This window comes from Burkholderia savannae (assembly GCF_001524445.2).
Lineage (GTDB): Bacteria > Pseudomonadota > Gammaproteobacteria > Burkholderiales > Burkholderiaceae > Burkholderia > Burkholderia savannae.
The window spans coordinates 3,728,008-3,742,146 of record NZ_CP013417.1 but is presented as its reverse complement, the minus strand read 5'-3'; the positions used below and the strand labels follow the sequence as shown (position 1 = coordinate 3,742,146).

Annotated in this window: 12 protein-coding genes; 6 read left to right on the top strand and 6 right to left on the bottom strand. The window is 69.6% G+C overall.

Annotated elements, in window-relative coordinates:
• The 4 genes from WS78_RS18295 (at position 1) to WS78_RS18280 (ending at position 5,854) form a co-directional block, all read left to right on the top strand.
• Positions 1-1,659 carry an efflux RND transporter periplasmic adaptor subunit gene (locus tag WS78_RS18295; protein ID WP_059578321.1) on the top strand — a complete coding sequence of 553 codons (1,659 nt, stop codon included), beginning with the start codon at positions 1-3 and terminating at the stop codon, positions 1,657-1,659.
• Positions 1,656-4,865, top strand: a complete 3,210-nt coding sequence (locus WS78_RS18290; protein ID WP_059578325.1) for an efflux RND transporter permease subunit — start codon at positions 1,656-1,658, stop codon at positions 4,863-4,865. Before WS78_RS18295 ends, WS78_RS18290 begins: the two co-directional genes overlap by 4 nt.
• Positions 4,862-5,203 carry a copper-binding protein gene (locus WS78_RS18285; protein ID WP_038748333.1) on the top strand — a complete coding sequence of 114 codons (342 nt, stop codon included), beginning with the start codon at positions 4,862-4,864 and terminating at the stop codon, positions 5,201-5,203. Before WS78_RS18290 ends, WS78_RS18285 begins: the two co-directional genes overlap by 4 nt.
• Positions 5,204-5,470: 267 nt before the next feature.
• A complete protein-coding gene (locus WS78_RS18280) occupies positions 5,471-5,854 on the top strand; it encodes an avidin/streptavidin family protein (protein ID WP_038748331.1) in 384 nt (127 codons plus the stop codon).
• 75 nt (positions 5,855-5,929) lie between these two features.
• Here WS78_RS18280 and glmS read toward each other — a convergent pair whose 3' ends face one another.
• The 5 genes from glmS to WS78_RS18255 all read right to left on the bottom strand — a co-directional run bounded on the left by glmS (position 5,930) and on the right by WS78_RS18255 (position 11,915).
• Positions 5,930-7,762, bottom strand: a complete 1,833-nt coding sequence (gene glmS, locus WS78_RS18275) for a glutamine--fructose-6-phosphate transaminase (isomerizing) (RefSeq protein ID WP_038748330.1) — start codon at positions 7,760-7,762, stop codon at positions 5,930-5,932.
• A 62-nt stretch (positions 7,763-7,824) separates the two neighbouring features.
• Entirely contained in the window at positions 7,825-9,186 is a 1,362-nt protein-coding gene (gene glmU, locus WS78_RS18270; RefSeq protein ID WP_059578328.1) for a bifunctional UDP-N-acetylglucosamine diphosphorylase/glucosamine-1-phosphate N-acetyltransferase GlmU, read from the bottom strand.
• Between the two features lie 135 nt (positions 9,187-9,321).
• Positions 9,322-10,317: a tRNA 2-thiocytidine(32) synthetase TtcA gene (gene ttcA / locus WS78_RS18265; RefSeq protein ID WP_038748326.1), complete on the bottom strand. Its 996-nt coding sequence runs from the start codon at positions 10,315-10,317 to the stop codon at positions 9,322-9,324.
• Complete coding sequence (locus tag WS78_RS18260; protein WP_038748324.1) at positions 10,314-10,718, bottom strand: dihydroneopterin aldolase; 405 nt, start codon at positions 10,716-10,718, stop codon at positions 10,314-10,316. Before WS78_RS18260 ends, ttcA begins: the two co-directional genes overlap by 4 nt.
• Positions 10,719-10,799: 81 nt before the next feature.
• On the bottom strand, positions 10,800-11,915 hold the full coding sequence (locus tag WS78_RS18255; RefSeq protein ID WP_059578333.1) for an SDR family NAD(P)-dependent oxidoreductase: 1,116 nt from the start codon (positions 11,913-11,915) through the stop codon (positions 10,800-10,802).
• Between the two features lie 13 nt (positions 11,916-11,928).
• Here WS78_RS18255 and WS78_RS18250 point away from each other — a divergent pair, with 13 nt between their 5' ends.
• Positions 11,929-13,119: a class I SAM-dependent methyltransferase gene (locus WS78_RS18250; protein ID WP_059578339.1), complete on the top strand. Its 1,191-nt coding sequence runs from the start codon at positions 11,929-11,931 to the stop codon at positions 13,117-13,119.
• An 18-nt stretch (positions 13,120-13,137) separates the two neighbouring features.
• A complete protein-coding gene (locus tag WS78_RS18245) occupies positions 13,138-13,332 on the top strand; it encodes a DUF2905 domain-containing protein (protein ID WP_038748319.1) in 195 nt (64 codons plus the stop codon).
• Between the two features lie 237 nt (positions 13,333-13,569).
• On the opposite strand, the gene WS78_RS18235 is transcribed toward WS78_RS18245, so the two are convergent.
• The gene (locus tag WS78_RS18235; protein WP_038748316.1) at positions 13,570-13,794 is read right to left on the bottom strand and encodes a hypothetical protein; all 225 of its coding nucleotides are present in this window, start codon (positions 13,792-13,794) and stop codon (positions 13,570-13,572) included.
• Positions 13,795-14,139: the final 345 nt, after the last annotated feature.

The window sequence follows — 14,139 nt, the reverse complement described above, 5'->3', positions numbered from 1 at the left end:
ATGAACCACACTCGCTTGACGCGTGCGACGCTGATGACGTTCGCCGCCGTTTCGTTATTGTCCGCCGGCTATTTCGCGGGCGCCCGCTTTGCGCCGCGCGTGCACGCAGCCGCGGCGGCGTCCGCGGCCGGCGCGGCGAATCGCCCAACCGCCGCAACCGCCGCCGGCACGGTCGACCCGAAGACGGGCAGAAAGGTGCTGTACTGGCACGACCCGATGGCGCCGAACCAGCATTTCGACAAGCCCGGCAAGTCGCCTTTCATGAACATGCCGCTCGAACCTGTCTACGCGGACGACGGCGGCGGCGACGCGGGCGTGCGCATCGATCCCGGCCTGCAGCAGAACCTGGGCATTCGCTATGCGAGCGTGCGACGGCGCGACGTCGACGAAGGATTCGACGCGGTCGGCACGACGCAATTCGACGAATCGCGCGCGGTGGTCGTGCAGTCGCGCGTGACGGGCTATATCGACCGACTGTACGCGAACGCGCCGATGCAGCGCATCGCGAAGGGCGCGCCGGTCGCGTCGCTGTTCGTGCCGGATTGGCTCGCGCCGCAGGAGGAATATCTCGCACTCAAGCGCGGTGGAATGGATGCGGAGCTGCTTGCCGCGTCGCGCGCGCGAATGCGTGCGCTGTCGATTCCCGACGGCGTGATCGCGAGCCTCGACCGGACGGGCCGCGCGCAGACGCACGTCGTGCTCGCGTCGCCGGAGGCGGGCGTCGTCGGCGAGCTGAACGTGCGTGACGGCGCGATGGTGACGCCCGGGCAGACGATCGCGAAGATCGCGGGGCTGTCGACGCTGTGGCTCGTCGTCGACGTGCCGGAGGCGCTCGCCTCCGGCGTGCGGCCCGGCATGCGCGTGGACGCGACGTTCGCGGGCGATCCGCAGCGGCGCGTGAGCGGCGTGATCCGCGAGATCCTGCCGGGCGTCAATGCAACGACGCGCACGCTGCAGGCGCGGCTCGAGATCGATAACCACGCGTTCACGCTGACGCCGGGCATGCTGATGCGCGTGCGCGTGGACGCGCCGCATGCGGCGCCGCGGCTCGTCGTGCCGTCCGACGCCGTGATCGCGACGGGCAAGCGCTCGGTCGTGATCGTCAGGATGGCAGACGGTCGGCTGCGGCCGGCTGAGGTGGCGATCGGCCGCGACGTCGGCGACGAGACCGAGGTGCTGGCCGGGTTGAACGAAGGCGAAACGGTGGTTGCATCCGGACAGTTCCTGATCGATTCCGAAGCGAGCCTGAAATCGGTGTTGCCGAGGCTCGAAGCCGAGGCGGCCGGCGCGCGCGCGACGACGGCCGACGCCGCGACGGCGCGCGCGACAAGCGCAACGAGCGCGACAAGCGCGACAAGCGCGACAAGCGCGACAAGCGCGCAAACGTCATCGTCGTCCCCGTCGCCTGCGCACGCGAGCGCCGCCTCGCCGGTTTACGAAACCACCGGCAAGATCGAGAAGATCACCGCGGCCGACATCACGTTCTCGCATCAGCCGGTGCCGGCGCTCGGCTGGGGCGCGATGACGATGTCGTTCGGCAAGCCCGCGCCCGCCGCGTTCGCGAACGTGAAGCCGGGCGATACGGTGCGCTTCGCGTTCCAGGGCACCGACGACGGCTATCGGCTGACGAAGGTCGAACCGATCGGAGGCGCACGATGATCGCGCACGTCATTCGATGGTCGATTCGCAATCGCCTTCTCGTGCTGCTCGCGACCGCGCTCGTCGCCGCGTGGGGCGCGCTATCGCTGAACCGCACGCCGCTCGATGCGCTGCCGGATCTGTCCGACACGCAGGTGATCGTCAAGGCGTCGTATCCGGGCAAGGCGCCGCAGGTGGTCGAAGATCAGGTGACCTATCCGCTCACGACCACGCTGCTCGGCGTGCCGGGCGCGAAGACGATCCGCGCGTATTCGTCGTTCGGCGATGCGTTCGTCTACGTGCTGTTCGACGACAAGACCGATCAGTACTGGGCGCGCTCGCGCGTGCTCGAGTATCTGAATCAGGTTCAGAGCCGGCTGCCGCAGGGCGCGAGCGTCGCGCTCGGGCCGGACGCGACGGGCGTCGGCTGGGTCTACGAGTACGCGCTCGTCGATCGCAGCGGGCGGCACGATCTCGGCCAGCTGCGCGCGCTCAACGACTGGTTCCTGAAGTTCGAGCTGAAGGCCGTGCCCGACGTCGCGGAAGTCGCGAGCATCGGCGGGATGGTGCGCCAATATCAGGTGGTGCTCGATCCCGACAAGCTGCGCGCGTTCGGCATCACGCAGGCCGACGTCGCCGGTGCGCTCGGCAAGGCGAACAGCGAATCGGGCGGCTCGGTCGTCGAGATGGCCGAATCCGAGTACATGGTGCGCGCGAGCGGCTACCTGCGTACGCTCGACGACTTTCGCAACGTCGTGCTGCGCGCGAGCGACGCCGGCACGCCGGTGCTGCTCGGCGACGTCGCGCGCGTGCAGATCGGCCCGGAAATGCGGCGCGGGATCGCCGAGCTGAACGGCGAAGGCGAAGTCGCGGGCGGCGTGATCGTGATGCGGTCCGGCAAGAACGCGCTGTCGACGATCGAGGCCGTGAAGGCGAAGCTTGCCGATCTGAAGCGCTCGCTGCCCGCGGGCGTCGAACTCGTGACGACGTACGACCGCTCGCAACTGATCGAGCGCGCGGTCGACAACCTGAAGGACAAGCTCGTCGAGGAGTTCGTGATCGTCGGGCTCGTGTGCGCGGTATTCCTGTTTCATCTGCGCAGCGCGCTCGTCGCGATCCTGTCGCTGCCGCTCGGCGTGCTCGCGGCGTTCATCGTGATGCGCTATCAGGGCGTCAACGCGAACCTGATGTCGCTCGGCGGCATCGCGATCGCGATCGGCGCGATGATCGACGCGGCCGTCGTGATGATCGAGAACGCGCACAAGCATCTCGAGGCTCACGAGCATGCGCACCCGGGCGAGCCGCTGCCGAACGCCGCGCGCTGGGAGCTGATCGCCGCGTCGGCGGCGGAAGTCGGGCCCGCGCTGTTCTTCTCGCTGCTGATCATCACGCTGTCGTTCATTCCGGTGTTCGCGCTCGAAGGTCAGGAGGGCAAACTGTTCGCGCCGCTCGCATTCACGAAGACGTATACGATCGCCGCGGCGGCGGGCTTGTCGGTCACGCTCGTGCCGGTGCTGATGGGCTACCTGATTCGCGGCCGCATTCCGCACGAGGCGTCGAATCCGCTGAACCGGCTGCTCGTGCGGCTCTATCGGCCGCTTCTCGAAGCGACGCTGAAGCGGCCGTGGTTTGCGATCGGCATCGCGGTCGCGGCGCTCGTCGTCACCGCGATTCCGGTGTCGCGTCTCGGCGGCGAGTTCATGCCGCCGCTCGACGAAGGCGATCTGCTGTACATGCCCACCGCCTTGCCCGGCATTTCCGCGCAGAAGGCGGCCGAGCTGCTGCAGCAAACGGACCGTCTGATCAAGACGGTGCCCGAGGTCGCGACCGTGTTCGGCAAATCGGGCCGCGCGGACACTGCGACCGATCCGGCGCCGCTCGAGATGTTCGAGACGACGATCCGTTTCAGGCCGCGCGACGAATGGCGGCCCGCAATGACGCCCGAGAAGCTCGTCGACGAGCTCGATCGCGTCGTGAAGGTGCCGGGCCTGTCGAACGTCTGGGTGCCGCCGATCCGCAACCGGCTCGACATGCTGTCGACCGGCATCAAGACGCCGGTCGGCGTGAAGATCTCCGGCCCGGATCTCGCGCAGGTCGAGCGGATCGCAACGCAGGTCGAAGCGGCGGTGAAGGGCGTGCCGGGCGTCGCGTCGGCGCTCGCCGAGCGGCTGAACGGCGGGCGCTACGTCGATGTCGACATCGACCGGCGCGCGGCTGCGCGCTATGGCCTTTCGATCGGCGACGTGCAGGCCGTCGTCGCATCGGCGATCGGCGGCGAGAACGTCGGCGAGGTGATCGCGGGCCGCGAGCGCTTTCCGATCAACATCCGCTATCCGCGCGAGGTGCGCGATTCGCTCGAAAAGCTGCGGCAATTGCCGATCGTCACCGGGCGCGGCGCGCAGATCCTGCTGCGCGACGTCGCCGCGGTGACGATCGCCGACGGGCCGCCGATGATCCGCAGCGAGAACGCGCGGCTGTCGGGCTACGTGTATGTCGACATTCGCGGCGTCGATCTGAAGACGGCTGTCGATGCGATGCAGCGCGCGGTCGCGCAGCGGGTCGCGCTGCCGCCCGGCTATTCGATCGCGTGGTCCGGGCAGTTCGAGTATCTGGAGCGTGCGGCCGCGACGCTGCGCGCGGTGATTCCGGCCACGCTCGTCGTGATTTTCGTGCTGCTGTTCGTGACGTTCGATTCGGCGGCCGACGCGCTGCTGCTGATGACGACCGTGCCGTTCGCGCTCGTCGGCGGATTCTGGTTCGTCTGGATGCTGGGCCATGCGGTGTCGGTCGCGACGGCGGTCGGCTTCATCGCGCTCGCCGGCGTGGCGGCCGAGTTCGGCGTCGTGATGCTGCTGTATCTGAAGAGCGCGTACGCGCGGCGCGTCGCCGCCGGCGAGCCGCCGACCGAGGCGATGCTCGCCGACGCGATTCGCGAAGGCGCGGCGCTGCGCGTGCGGCCGAAGGCGATGACGGTCGCCGTCGTGCTCGCGGGCCTCGTGCCGATCATGTTCGGGCACGGTTCGGGTTCCGAAGTGATGCAGCGAATCGCCGCGCCGATGGTGGGCGGCATGGTCACGGCGCCGCTGCTGTCGATGTTCGTCATTCCCGCTGGGTGGATGCTGCTGCAGCGCCGCCGCGTGCGCCGAGCGATGCGCGCGCGGCGTTCCCCCGTTGCCGGCCGCGCTGGCGCGGATTTTTCTTCCCTTGATACCGGAGAACCTCAATGAAGCAATCGATCGTGTTGCTGATCACGCTCGCGGCCGCGGCCGCTCCCGCCATCGCCGCCGACGGGATGGCGGGCATGAACATGCCGATGTCGTCGCACGATGCGTCGCGGCAATCCGACGCCGCGTTGACCGACGCGGTGGTCCGGAAAGTCGACCCCGCGGCCGGCATGGTCACGCTCGAGCATGGCGCGCTCGATAACGTCGGGATGCCGCCGATGACGATGGCGTTCAAGGCGAAGGACGCGGAGATGGCGGCGCGCGTTCGCGCGGGCGACAAGGTGAGGGTGCGCGTCGAGAACGTGGGCGGCGTGCCGACCATCGTGAAGCTCGAGAAATAAGCGTTCCGCGCATCGGGCCGGCCGGCGGCGGCCGGCCCGTTCGCGATGCTTCGGTCGCGCGCGCATCGGGTTGCGCGGCGCGGGCGTCGCGCGCGCGGCCGCCGCTCGAAACGCAGCGAAATTTCCGGAGAAAGGGCGCTCGCTGTCACGAGCGATGAACTATTGTTCTAGATATCCGTGTTGCAGCGCCGACGGAATGGCGCCTACGCGCGACCCGCGCCCCGTCCGGGCCGGCCGCCGTCGATTCGTCAATTGAGGAGGCGAAAGATGCAGCGATTGGAACATGCGCTCAGGCGCGTCAAGGTCGGCACCGGCACGCCGATCGATTTCTCCGGCACCTGGAAGAACGAGCTCGGCTCGACGATGCGGATCGAGCAGTCGGGCGACAGCGTGTCGGGCACGTACGAGAGCGCGGTCAGCGAAAAGGGCGGCTCGACGAGCGGCGATCTGATCGGCTATGTCGACGGCAATCTGATCGCGTTCGTCGTCCACTGGGATCAGTTTCAGGCGATCACCGCGTGGGTCGGGCAATGCGAGCCCGGCACGTCGAACGACAGGATCAACACGCTGTGGCAGATGACGCAGCAGGTGGAGGCGGGCGAGGAGTGGGCGTCGATCAACGCAGGCGCCGATACGTTCGTGAGGGATTGAGGCGGGAAGGTTTCGGTGCGGGACGCGAGCGATCCGCGGCGTGGCGCGGCGAATCGCTCGTTCGGCCGTGCGCGCTTACTCCACCGTCACCGACTTCGCGAGATTGCGCGGCTTGTCGACGTCGGTGCCGCGCGCGCAGGCGGTGTGATACGCGAGCAACTGCAGCGGCACGACATGCAGGATCGGCGACAGCGGCCCGTAATGCTCGGGCATCCGGATCACGTGCAGCCCTTCGCCGTTGACGATGTGCGTATCGGCGTCGGCGAACACGTACAGCTCGCCGCCGCGCGCGCGCACTTCCTGCATGTTCGACTTCAGCTTCTCGAGCAGCGTGTCGTTCGGCGCGACCGTCACGACCGGCATCGCCTCCGTCACGAGCGCGAGCGGCCCGTGCTTGAGCTCGCCCGCCGGGTATGCTTCCGCGTGGATGTACGAGATCTCCTTCAGCTTCAATGCGCCTTCGAGCGAGATCGGGTAGTGCAGCCCGCGGCCGAGGAACAGCGCGTTCTCCTTGCGCGCGAATTCTTCGGACCACGCAATGATTTGCGGCTCGAGCGCGAGCACGCCGTTGAGCGCGGCAGGCAGGTGGCGCAGTTGCTTCAGGTAGTCGGCTTCGCGCGATGCGTCGACGTGGCCGCGCAGCTTGCCGAGCGTCGCCGCGAGCACGAACAGCGCGACGAGCTGCGTCGTGAACGCCTTCGTCGACGCGACGCCGATCTCGGTGCCCGCGTGCGTGAGAAATTGCAGCTCGGTTTGGCGCACCATCGCGCTCGTCGCGACGTTGCAGATCGCGAGCGTGTGCGCGTGGCCGAGCGCCTGCGCGTGCTTGAGCGCGGCGAGCGTGTCGGCCGTCTCGCCCGATTGCGAGATCACCACGACGAGCGAGCGCGGGTTCGGCACCGATTCGCGATAGCGGTATTCGCTCGCGATCTCGACTTGCGTCGGGATCTTCGCGATCGATTCGAGCCAGTACTTCGCGGTGAGCCCCGAGTAGTAGCTCGTGCCGCACGCGAGGATCAGCAGGCTGTCGATGCCGGCGAACACGCCGGCCGCGTTCTCGCCGAATAGAGACGGATCGAACGCTTCCGCTTGAGGAAGCGTGTCGCCGATCGCGCGCGGCTGCTCGAAGATCTCCTTCTGCATGAAGTGCCGGTACGGGCCGAGCTCGACCGCGCCGCCGTACGCATTGACGACGCGCACTTCGCGCTCGGCGCGCGCGCCGTCGCGATCGACGATCCGCACGCCGTCGAGCGTGAGCTCGCAAACGTCGCCTTCCTCGAGGAACGTGAAGCGATCGGTGCTGCCGGCGAGCGCGAGCGCATCGGATGCGAGGAAGTTCTCGCGCTCGCCGAAGCCGACGACGAGGGGCGAGCCCTGGCGCGCGCCGACGACGGTGTTCGGCTCGTCCATGTGGATCACCGCGATCGCGTACGCGCCGTGCAGCTGCTTGACGGCTTCCTGGACGGCCGCGAACAGGTTGCCGCGATAGAGGCTGTGGATCAGGTGCGCGACGACCTCGGTGTCGGTCTGCGACACGAATTCATAGCCTTGGCCGCGCAACGCCTCGCGCAGCGGCTCGAAGTTTTCGATGATGCCGTTGTGCACGAGCGCGAGCGCGTTCGACGAGAAGATCGGGTGCGCGTTGTGCGTGACGGGCGCGCCGTGCGTCGCCCAGCGCGTGTGCGCGATGCCCGTCGCGCCTTCGAGATGCGATTCGCGCACCTGCGCGTCGAGATCGGCGACGCGCGTGACGCTGCGCGCGCGCTTCGGTGCGCCCGGCGTGGAGGCGTGAGCGTCGAGCACCGCGACGCCGCACGAATCGTAGCCGCGATACTCGAGACGGCGCAGCCCTTCGATCAGCACCGGAACGATGTTACGTTGCGCAACTGCGCCGACAATTCCGCACATGAGAATCTATCCTCGAAACTCGACAATGATGCGGGCGCGTCGTCGCGCGCCCGGGAAACCGTTCAGCTCTTCTTCTTGACGGGACGCACGTAGCCGCTCTTCGCGGTCTGCGTCTTGTCGTTCCGCACGAGCATGCCTTCGGCGACGTCCTTCCATACGGTCGTGCCCGCCGCGATCGTCACGCCTCGGCCGACGCGCACCGGCGCGACGAGCTGCGTGTCCGAGCCGACGAACACGTCGTCCTCGATGATCGTGCGGAACTTGTTCGCGCCGTCGTAGTTGCAGGTGATCGTGCCCGCGCCGATGTTCACGCGCGCGCCGATGTCCGCGTCGCCGAGATAGGTCAGGTGGTTCGCTTTCGAGCCGTGGCCGAGCGTTGCGTTCTTCACCTCGACGAAGTTGCCGACGTGCGCCTCGTCGGCGAGCACCGCGCCCGGGCGCAGCCGCGCGTACGGGCCGACGACGGTGTGCGCGCCGAGCGTCGCGCCGTCGAGATGCGAGAACGCGTCGATGCGCGCGCCCGCGGCGATCGTCGCGTTGCGGATCACGCAGTTCGCGCCGATCGTCACGCCGTCGGCGAGCGTCACGTCGCCCTCGAACACGCAGTTCACGTCGATCGACACGTCGCGGCCGCACGCGAGCTTGCCGCGCACGTCGATGCGCGCCGGATCGGCGAGCGTCACGCCGCCCGCGAGCAGCGCGTCGGCGAGATTGCGCTGGTGGATGCGCTCGAGCTCGGCGAGCTGCGCCTTGCTGTTCACGCCGAGCGTCTCCCATTCGTCGTCCGGTTGCGTCGTGACGATCTCGAAGCCCGCCTCGATCGCCTGCTCGACGACGTCGGTCAGGTAGTACTCGCCCTGCGCGTTGTCGTTGCCGAGCGCGCCGAGCCACATCGACAGCTGCGCGGTCGGCGTGACGACGATGCCCGTGTTGATCTCGGCGATCTTCAGCTCGTCGGGCGATGCGTCCTTCTGCTCGACGATGCGCGTCACGCACCCCGCCTGGTCGCGCACGATGCGCCCGTAGCCCGTCGGATCGTCGAGCGTGACGGTCAGCACGCCGTAGCGCGCATCGGTGGCGGCGTCGACGAGGCGCTTGAGCGTCGCCGTGCGCGTGAGCGGCACGTCGCCGTACAGCACGAGCGTCGGCTGCGACGGGTCGAGCAGCGGCAGCGCCTGGCGCACCGCGTGCCCGGTGCCGAGCTGCTGCTCCTGCACCGCGAACTGCACGTCGGGCGCGGCGACGGCCGCCTGCACCGCTTCGGCGCCGTGGCCGACGACGACGACGAGCCGCGACGGCGCAAGCGCGCGGGCGGTGTCGATCACGTGGGAGAGAAGGGGCCTGCCGGCCAGAGGATGAAGCACTTTCGGCAGCGCGGAACGCATGCGCTTGCCGGTGCCTGCCGCCAAAATCACGATATTCATGGCGCCAGTTTCGTAGGGAGAGTTCGAAGCTGGTCATTCTAGCATGCGGGCCCCTTCCGGCGCGGCTGCGCGGCCGGGCGGGGCGGGGGCCGCATGCGTGGGCGCCGCTCGCCGAGCGACGAGCGGCGCCGCCATTTACAGATCGTCGAACTGCACGATCGACACGGGCTTCGCGCCGCCCGGCGCACCCGCGTCGGTGCCGCACGGATCTTCGTCGAACGCGATGTCGCCGTTCGGATCGGCCTGGCCCGTCGCGCGCAGTCCGGCGAACGGGAAGAGCTGCGTGTCCATCAGGTGCGACGGCACGACGTTCGCCAGCGCGTTGAACATGTTGTCGACGCGGCCCGGGAAGCGCTTGTCCCACTCGCGGATCAGCGCCTTCATCTCGGCGCGCTTCAGGTTCGGCTGGCTGCCGCACAGGTTGCACGGGATGATCGGGAATTCGCGCAGCTCCGCGTATTTCTCGAGATCGATTTCCTTCGCGTACGCGAGCGGGCGGATCACGACGTTCTTGCCGTCGTCCGACTGCAGCTTCGGCGGCATGCCCTTCAGCTTGCCGCCGTAGAACATGTTCAGGAGCAGCGTCTGCACGATGTCGTCGCGATGGTGGCCGAGCGCGATCTTCGTCGCGCCGAGCTCGCCCGCGACGCGGTACAAGATCCCCCGGCGCAGCCGCGAGCACAGCGAGCAGGTGGTCTTGCCCTCGGGCACGAGCCGCTTGACGATGCTGTACGTGTCCTGATTCTCGATGTGGAACGGCACGCCGGTCTTCGTCAGGTACTCGGGCAGCACGTGCTCCGGAAAGCCCGGCTGCTTCTGGTCGAGATTCACGGCGACGATGTCGAAATCGATCGGCGCGCGCTCGCGCAGCCGCATCAGGATGTCGAGGAGCGCGTAGCTGTCCTTGCCGCCCGACAGGCAGACCATCACCTTGTCGCCGTGCTCGATCATGTTGTAGTCGCCGATCGCCTGGCCGACCTGGCGCACGAGCCGCTTGAACAGCTTGTTGTTCTCGTACGCCTGTTTCTGCTCGCGGCGCGTGAGCGTGCGGCGGTCGGTCTCGGCGGCGTTCACTTCGACGGCGGCGGCCGCGTCGGCTTCGTTCAGATGCGGGGTGTGGGGCGCATTCATGCTCGCTCCTCGTCCTTGATGCGAAATACTTCGACGCCGACGGCGTCGCAATCGGGATAGGCGTCCGGCTTTTCGGTGGAAACGCGCACCGCGCGCACGGCGTCGTGCGCGAGCAGGGCCGCCGCGATCGCGTCGCACAGCGTTTCCTGCAGATGGATGTGGCCGCGCGCGACGCACTGCGCGACGCTTTGCTTCATCAGATCATAGTCGACGACTTCGCGCAGCTTGTCCTCGACGGGCGTGGTCAGCGCGAGCGGCACGAACAGGTCGACGTTGACGACGACGCGCTGTTCGCCGCGCTTCTCGTGCTCGAAGGCGCCGATGTTCATGTACACCTCGTGGTCGCGCAGGTAGAGCCTGCGGCAATCGGCGAGCCTGGGATGCAGGAGGGCGGCAAACATGGTCGTTCCAGTCAAAGGGTGATGCATGCAAAGGGGCGCGGCCCGGCGCGGCGTCGATGCGTGCGCACGGGGCCGCGCCCGTCAATTCCGCTCGTCCGCGGGCGGCGCGAGATGCTCGCCGCCGTCGACGGTCAACGTCGCGCCCGTCACGCCCGGCGCGCTCGCGAGATAGCACGCGGCGTCGGCGATGTCGTCCGCGCGCGGCGCGCGCCCGCGCACGAGGCCGACGACCCGCACCTTCGGCGCGAGCGCGAGCGCCTGCGCGGTCGTCGCGCGGTGCAGCGCGGCTTGCGCGAGCGAGTGCGACAAGCGCTCGGGCGCCGGATCAAACAGCGCCTCGTCCAGCAGATGAATCACGACCGCGCGCTCGCGTTCGTGCTCGCGCGCGGCGTCGGGCGTCGCGTCGGCGAGCGTGCGCGCTAGCACGAGCGGCGCGGCGACGCCGCGCGCCATCGCGCTCGCGAGCGACGCGTAGCCGACGTCGTGCGCGTTGTCCGCGACGGGCGCGGCTTGCGCGACGACGCACGACGGCCGGCCGAGCGCCGCGCCGCAGCCGGCGACGAGCCGCGCGACGTCGTCCTCGACCGACAGATCGGCGACGAGCACCGCCGCGCGTCGGCCGAGCGCCTCGACTTCGGCGGCGAGCGCGGCGGCCGCGTGCGCTTCGCCGCCCGCGGCCGCCGCGAGCGCGACGTCCCAGCCGCGCCGCGCGAAGCCGACGGCGAGCGCGCGGCCGACGGCCGCGGCGTCGAGCGCGGGCCGCGCGGCGGCGGGTGCGGCACGGGCGGCCTTGCCGGTTCCTTCCGACAAGCCGCGCGCGGCGACCGCGCTCGGCGCGCCGTTCGCGCCGGGAGCCGCGGGTGCTGCGGGTGCTGCGGGTGCCGCGGGCGCGCCGCCGGAACGTGCGGTGTCCGAAGCGACGTTCGCTCGCGCATCGCCTGCCCGCGCGGCGCTCGTCGGCGCCGCGTGCGTCTCCGCGTGCGTCTTCGAGGCGCCGGCGCGCGCATCACTCGCCCGGGCGGCCGCGCCGGCCGTCTGCTTCGCGCGCGTCTGTGCCGCTTGCGCGCCGTCCGCTGGCGCGGCGGCCGTCTGCACGGCGCCCGCTTGCACGGCGCCCGCTTGCACGGCGCCCGTAATCAGCACGACCCGCGCGGTGCGGGCCGCGGATGTGTCACAGGTGTCGGCGGGGGCGGTCATTTACAATGCCGGGATGAATCCGAAAGCTCACGAACCCGCTAGTTTACCCGTTCCCGGCCCCGACGCGCTTGCGCAGTCCGAGTCGCTCGCCGCTTCGCTGCGCGCCGAAATCGCCGCGGCGGGCGGCTGGATCACGTTTGCGCGCTACATGGAGCGTGTGTTGTACGCGCCGGGCGCGGGCTACTACAGCGGCGGCGCGCAGAAATTCGGCTGGCGCGCCGACGACGGCAGCGATTTCGTGACCGCGCCCGAGCTGTCGCCGCTCTTCGCGCAGACGCTCGCGCGCCCCGTCGCGCAGGCGCTCGAGGCGAGCGGCACGCGGCGCGTGATGGAATTCGGCGCGGGCACGGGCAAGCTCGCGGCGGGGCTGCTGAACGCGCTCGCCGCGCTCGGCGCCGAGCTCGACGAATACGCGATCGTCGACTTGTCGGGCGAGCTGCGCGCGCGTCAGCGCGAGACGATCGAGGCGCACGCGCCCGGTCTCGCCGCGCGCGTGCGCTGGCTCGATGCGCTGCCCGAGCGCTTCGAGGGCGTCGTCGTCGGCAACGAAGTGCTCGACGCGATGCCGGTGCGGCTCGTCGTCAAACATGCGGACGGCTGGCGCGAGCGCGGCGTTTTGGTCGACGGCGCGCTCGCGTTCGCGTTCGCCGACCGGCCGCTCGCGCACGCAGGCGACGCGGCGCGCGTGGTCGAGATCGACGCCGACGAAGGCTACGTGACGGAGACGCACGACGCGGCGGCGGCGTTCGTCCGCACGGTGTGCGCGATGCTCGCGCGCGGCGCGGCGTTTTTCATCGACTACGGCTTTCCGAGCCACGAGTACTACCACCGGCAGCGCGCGCAGGGCACGCTGATGTGCCACTACCGGCACCGTGCGCACGGCGATCCGTTCCTATATCCGGGGCTGCAGGACATCACCGCGCACGTCGAATTCAGCGCGATCTACGAGGCGGGCGTCGGCGCGGGCGCGGATCTGCTCGGCTACACGTCGCAGGCGCGCTTCCTGCTGAACGCGGGCATCACCGACGTGCTCGCCGAGATCGATCCGACCGACGCGCAGCGCTTCCTGCCCGCCGCGAACGCGGTGCAGAAGCTGATTTCCGAGGCGGAGATGGGCGAGCTGTTCAAGGTGATCGCGTTTTCGCGCGGCATCGACGGCACGCTCGACGCGTTCGCGCGCGGCGACCGCTCGCATACGCTGTAGCCGGCCGGAGGCGATGCGATGCTGCGCTGGCTGCTCACCACGTTCATCGCCGTGATGGTGCTCACGCGCGCGTGGCCGTGGCTGTCGAAGCTCGGCGTCGGGCGCTTGCCGGGCGACGTGACGCTCAGGCTCGGCTCGCGGGCCTATCCGTTTCCGTTCATGTCGACGCTCGTGATCATGGGCATCGTGTCGGTGATCGCGCGGCTCTGGTGACGCTGGCGGCGTGCGGCGCGAATCGTTGCGCGGGCCGCACCGGATCGACACGGCGGGCGTTGCGGCGGGCCGGCGCCGGCGCGTGCGCGCCGACGGAGCCGCGCGCGGGCCTTGCTTCGCGCGTTGCGGGTTCGAGCGGACGGGCGGCGCGCGGCGCGCGATCGGCGCCGCGTTCGCGCCGCCCGGCGCGGATCAGGCCGATCGGCCGCGCGTTGTGCGCGGCGCCGCCCGCGCGCGTCACAGCTCGAGCTCGCCGAGAATCCGGTGCGCGAGCGCCTTCGCCTCGTTGAACGCTTCCGCCTCGTTCGCGCTCGTCGCGTCGACCTCGTAGAGCGTATTGTCGGGCGTGCCGCCTTCGTCCCGGGACAGGATCACGTACCCCTGGAAGCGTCCGTTATCCGTCTTGCGGGTATGCGCCTTGGCCGTGTAAAGGCCCTTCGTGTAGGTGTTGCCGCCGTCCATGATGCCTCTCCCGAGAAAGGACGCCCCCATCGTAGCATCCCGACGCCTCGCTTTCAGCGGCGGCGAAAACGCGCGGCTGGGTGAGGGCGCGCGCGAAACGGGGCGGCCGAGTCGGGCTGCCCGGTGAAGCGCCGCGCCCCGTCAGGCGCGATCTGTCGCGCAATGTCGCTCGGATATGGCCGATCAGGCGCAACGGGTTTGACGCACAAGAGGAGCGGACGGGGTTGCTGAAACCGATCCGAAAAGCGCGGCCCGCGAGAGTCGAGCGCGCCGAGGTTTCGATCGTCGCGTGCGGGAAGCGAACGATCCGAGGCGATATACGGCTGCAAAGCGGCCGCGCCGGCC

What these genes read in the sequence shown, in the direction of transcription:
- WS78_RS18255 (WP_059578333.1), bottom strand. Translation starts at nt 11,915, where the DNA reads ATGACCGCCCCCGCCGACACCTGTGACACATCCGCGGCCCGCACCGCG.
- WS78_RS18290 (WP_059578325.1), top strand. Translation starts at nt 1,656, where the DNA reads ATGATCGCGCACGTCATTCGATGGTCGATTCGCAATCGCCTTCTCGTG.
- ttcA (WP_038748326.1), bottom strand. Translation starts at nt 10,317, where the DNA reads ATGAATGCGCCCCACACCCCGCATCTGAACGAAGCCGACGCGGCCGCC.
- WS78_RS18235 (WP_038748316.1), bottom strand. Translation starts at nt 13,794, where the DNA reads ATGGACGGCGGCAACACCTACACGAAGGGCCTTTACACGGCCAAGGCG.
- WS78_RS18295 (WP_059578321.1), top strand. Translation starts at nt 1, where the DNA reads ATGAACCACACTCGCTTGACGCGTGCGACGCTGATGACGTTCGCCGCC.
- WS78_RS18285 (WP_038748333.1), top strand. Translation starts at nt 4,862, where the DNA reads ATGAAGCAATCGATCGTGTTGCTGATCACGCTCGCGGCCGCGGCCGCT.
- WS78_RS18280 (WP_038748331.1), top strand. Translation starts at nt 5,471, where the DNA reads ATGCAGCGATTGGAACATGCGCTCAGGCGCGTCAAGGTCGGCACCGGC.
- glmS (WP_038748330.1), bottom strand. Translation starts at nt 7,762, where the DNA reads ATGTGCGGAATTGTCGGCGCAGTTGCGCAACGTAACATCGTTCCGGTG.
- glmU (WP_059578328.1), bottom strand. Translation starts at nt 9,186, where the DNA reads ATGAATATCGTGATTTTGGCGGCAGGCACCGGCAAGCGCATGCGTTCC.
- WS78_RS18250 (WP_059578339.1), top strand. Translation starts at nt 11,929, where the DNA reads ATGAATCCGAAAGCTCACGAACCCGCTAGTTTACCCGTTCCCGGCCCC.
- WS78_RS18245 (WP_038748319.1), top strand. Translation starts at nt 13,138, where the DNA reads ATGCTGCGCTGGCTGCTCACCACGTTCATCGCCGTGATGGTGCTCACG.
- WS78_RS18260 (WP_038748324.1), bottom strand. Translation starts at nt 10,718, where the DNA reads ATGTTTGCCGCCCTCCTGCATCCCAGGCTCGCCGATTGCCGCAGGCTC.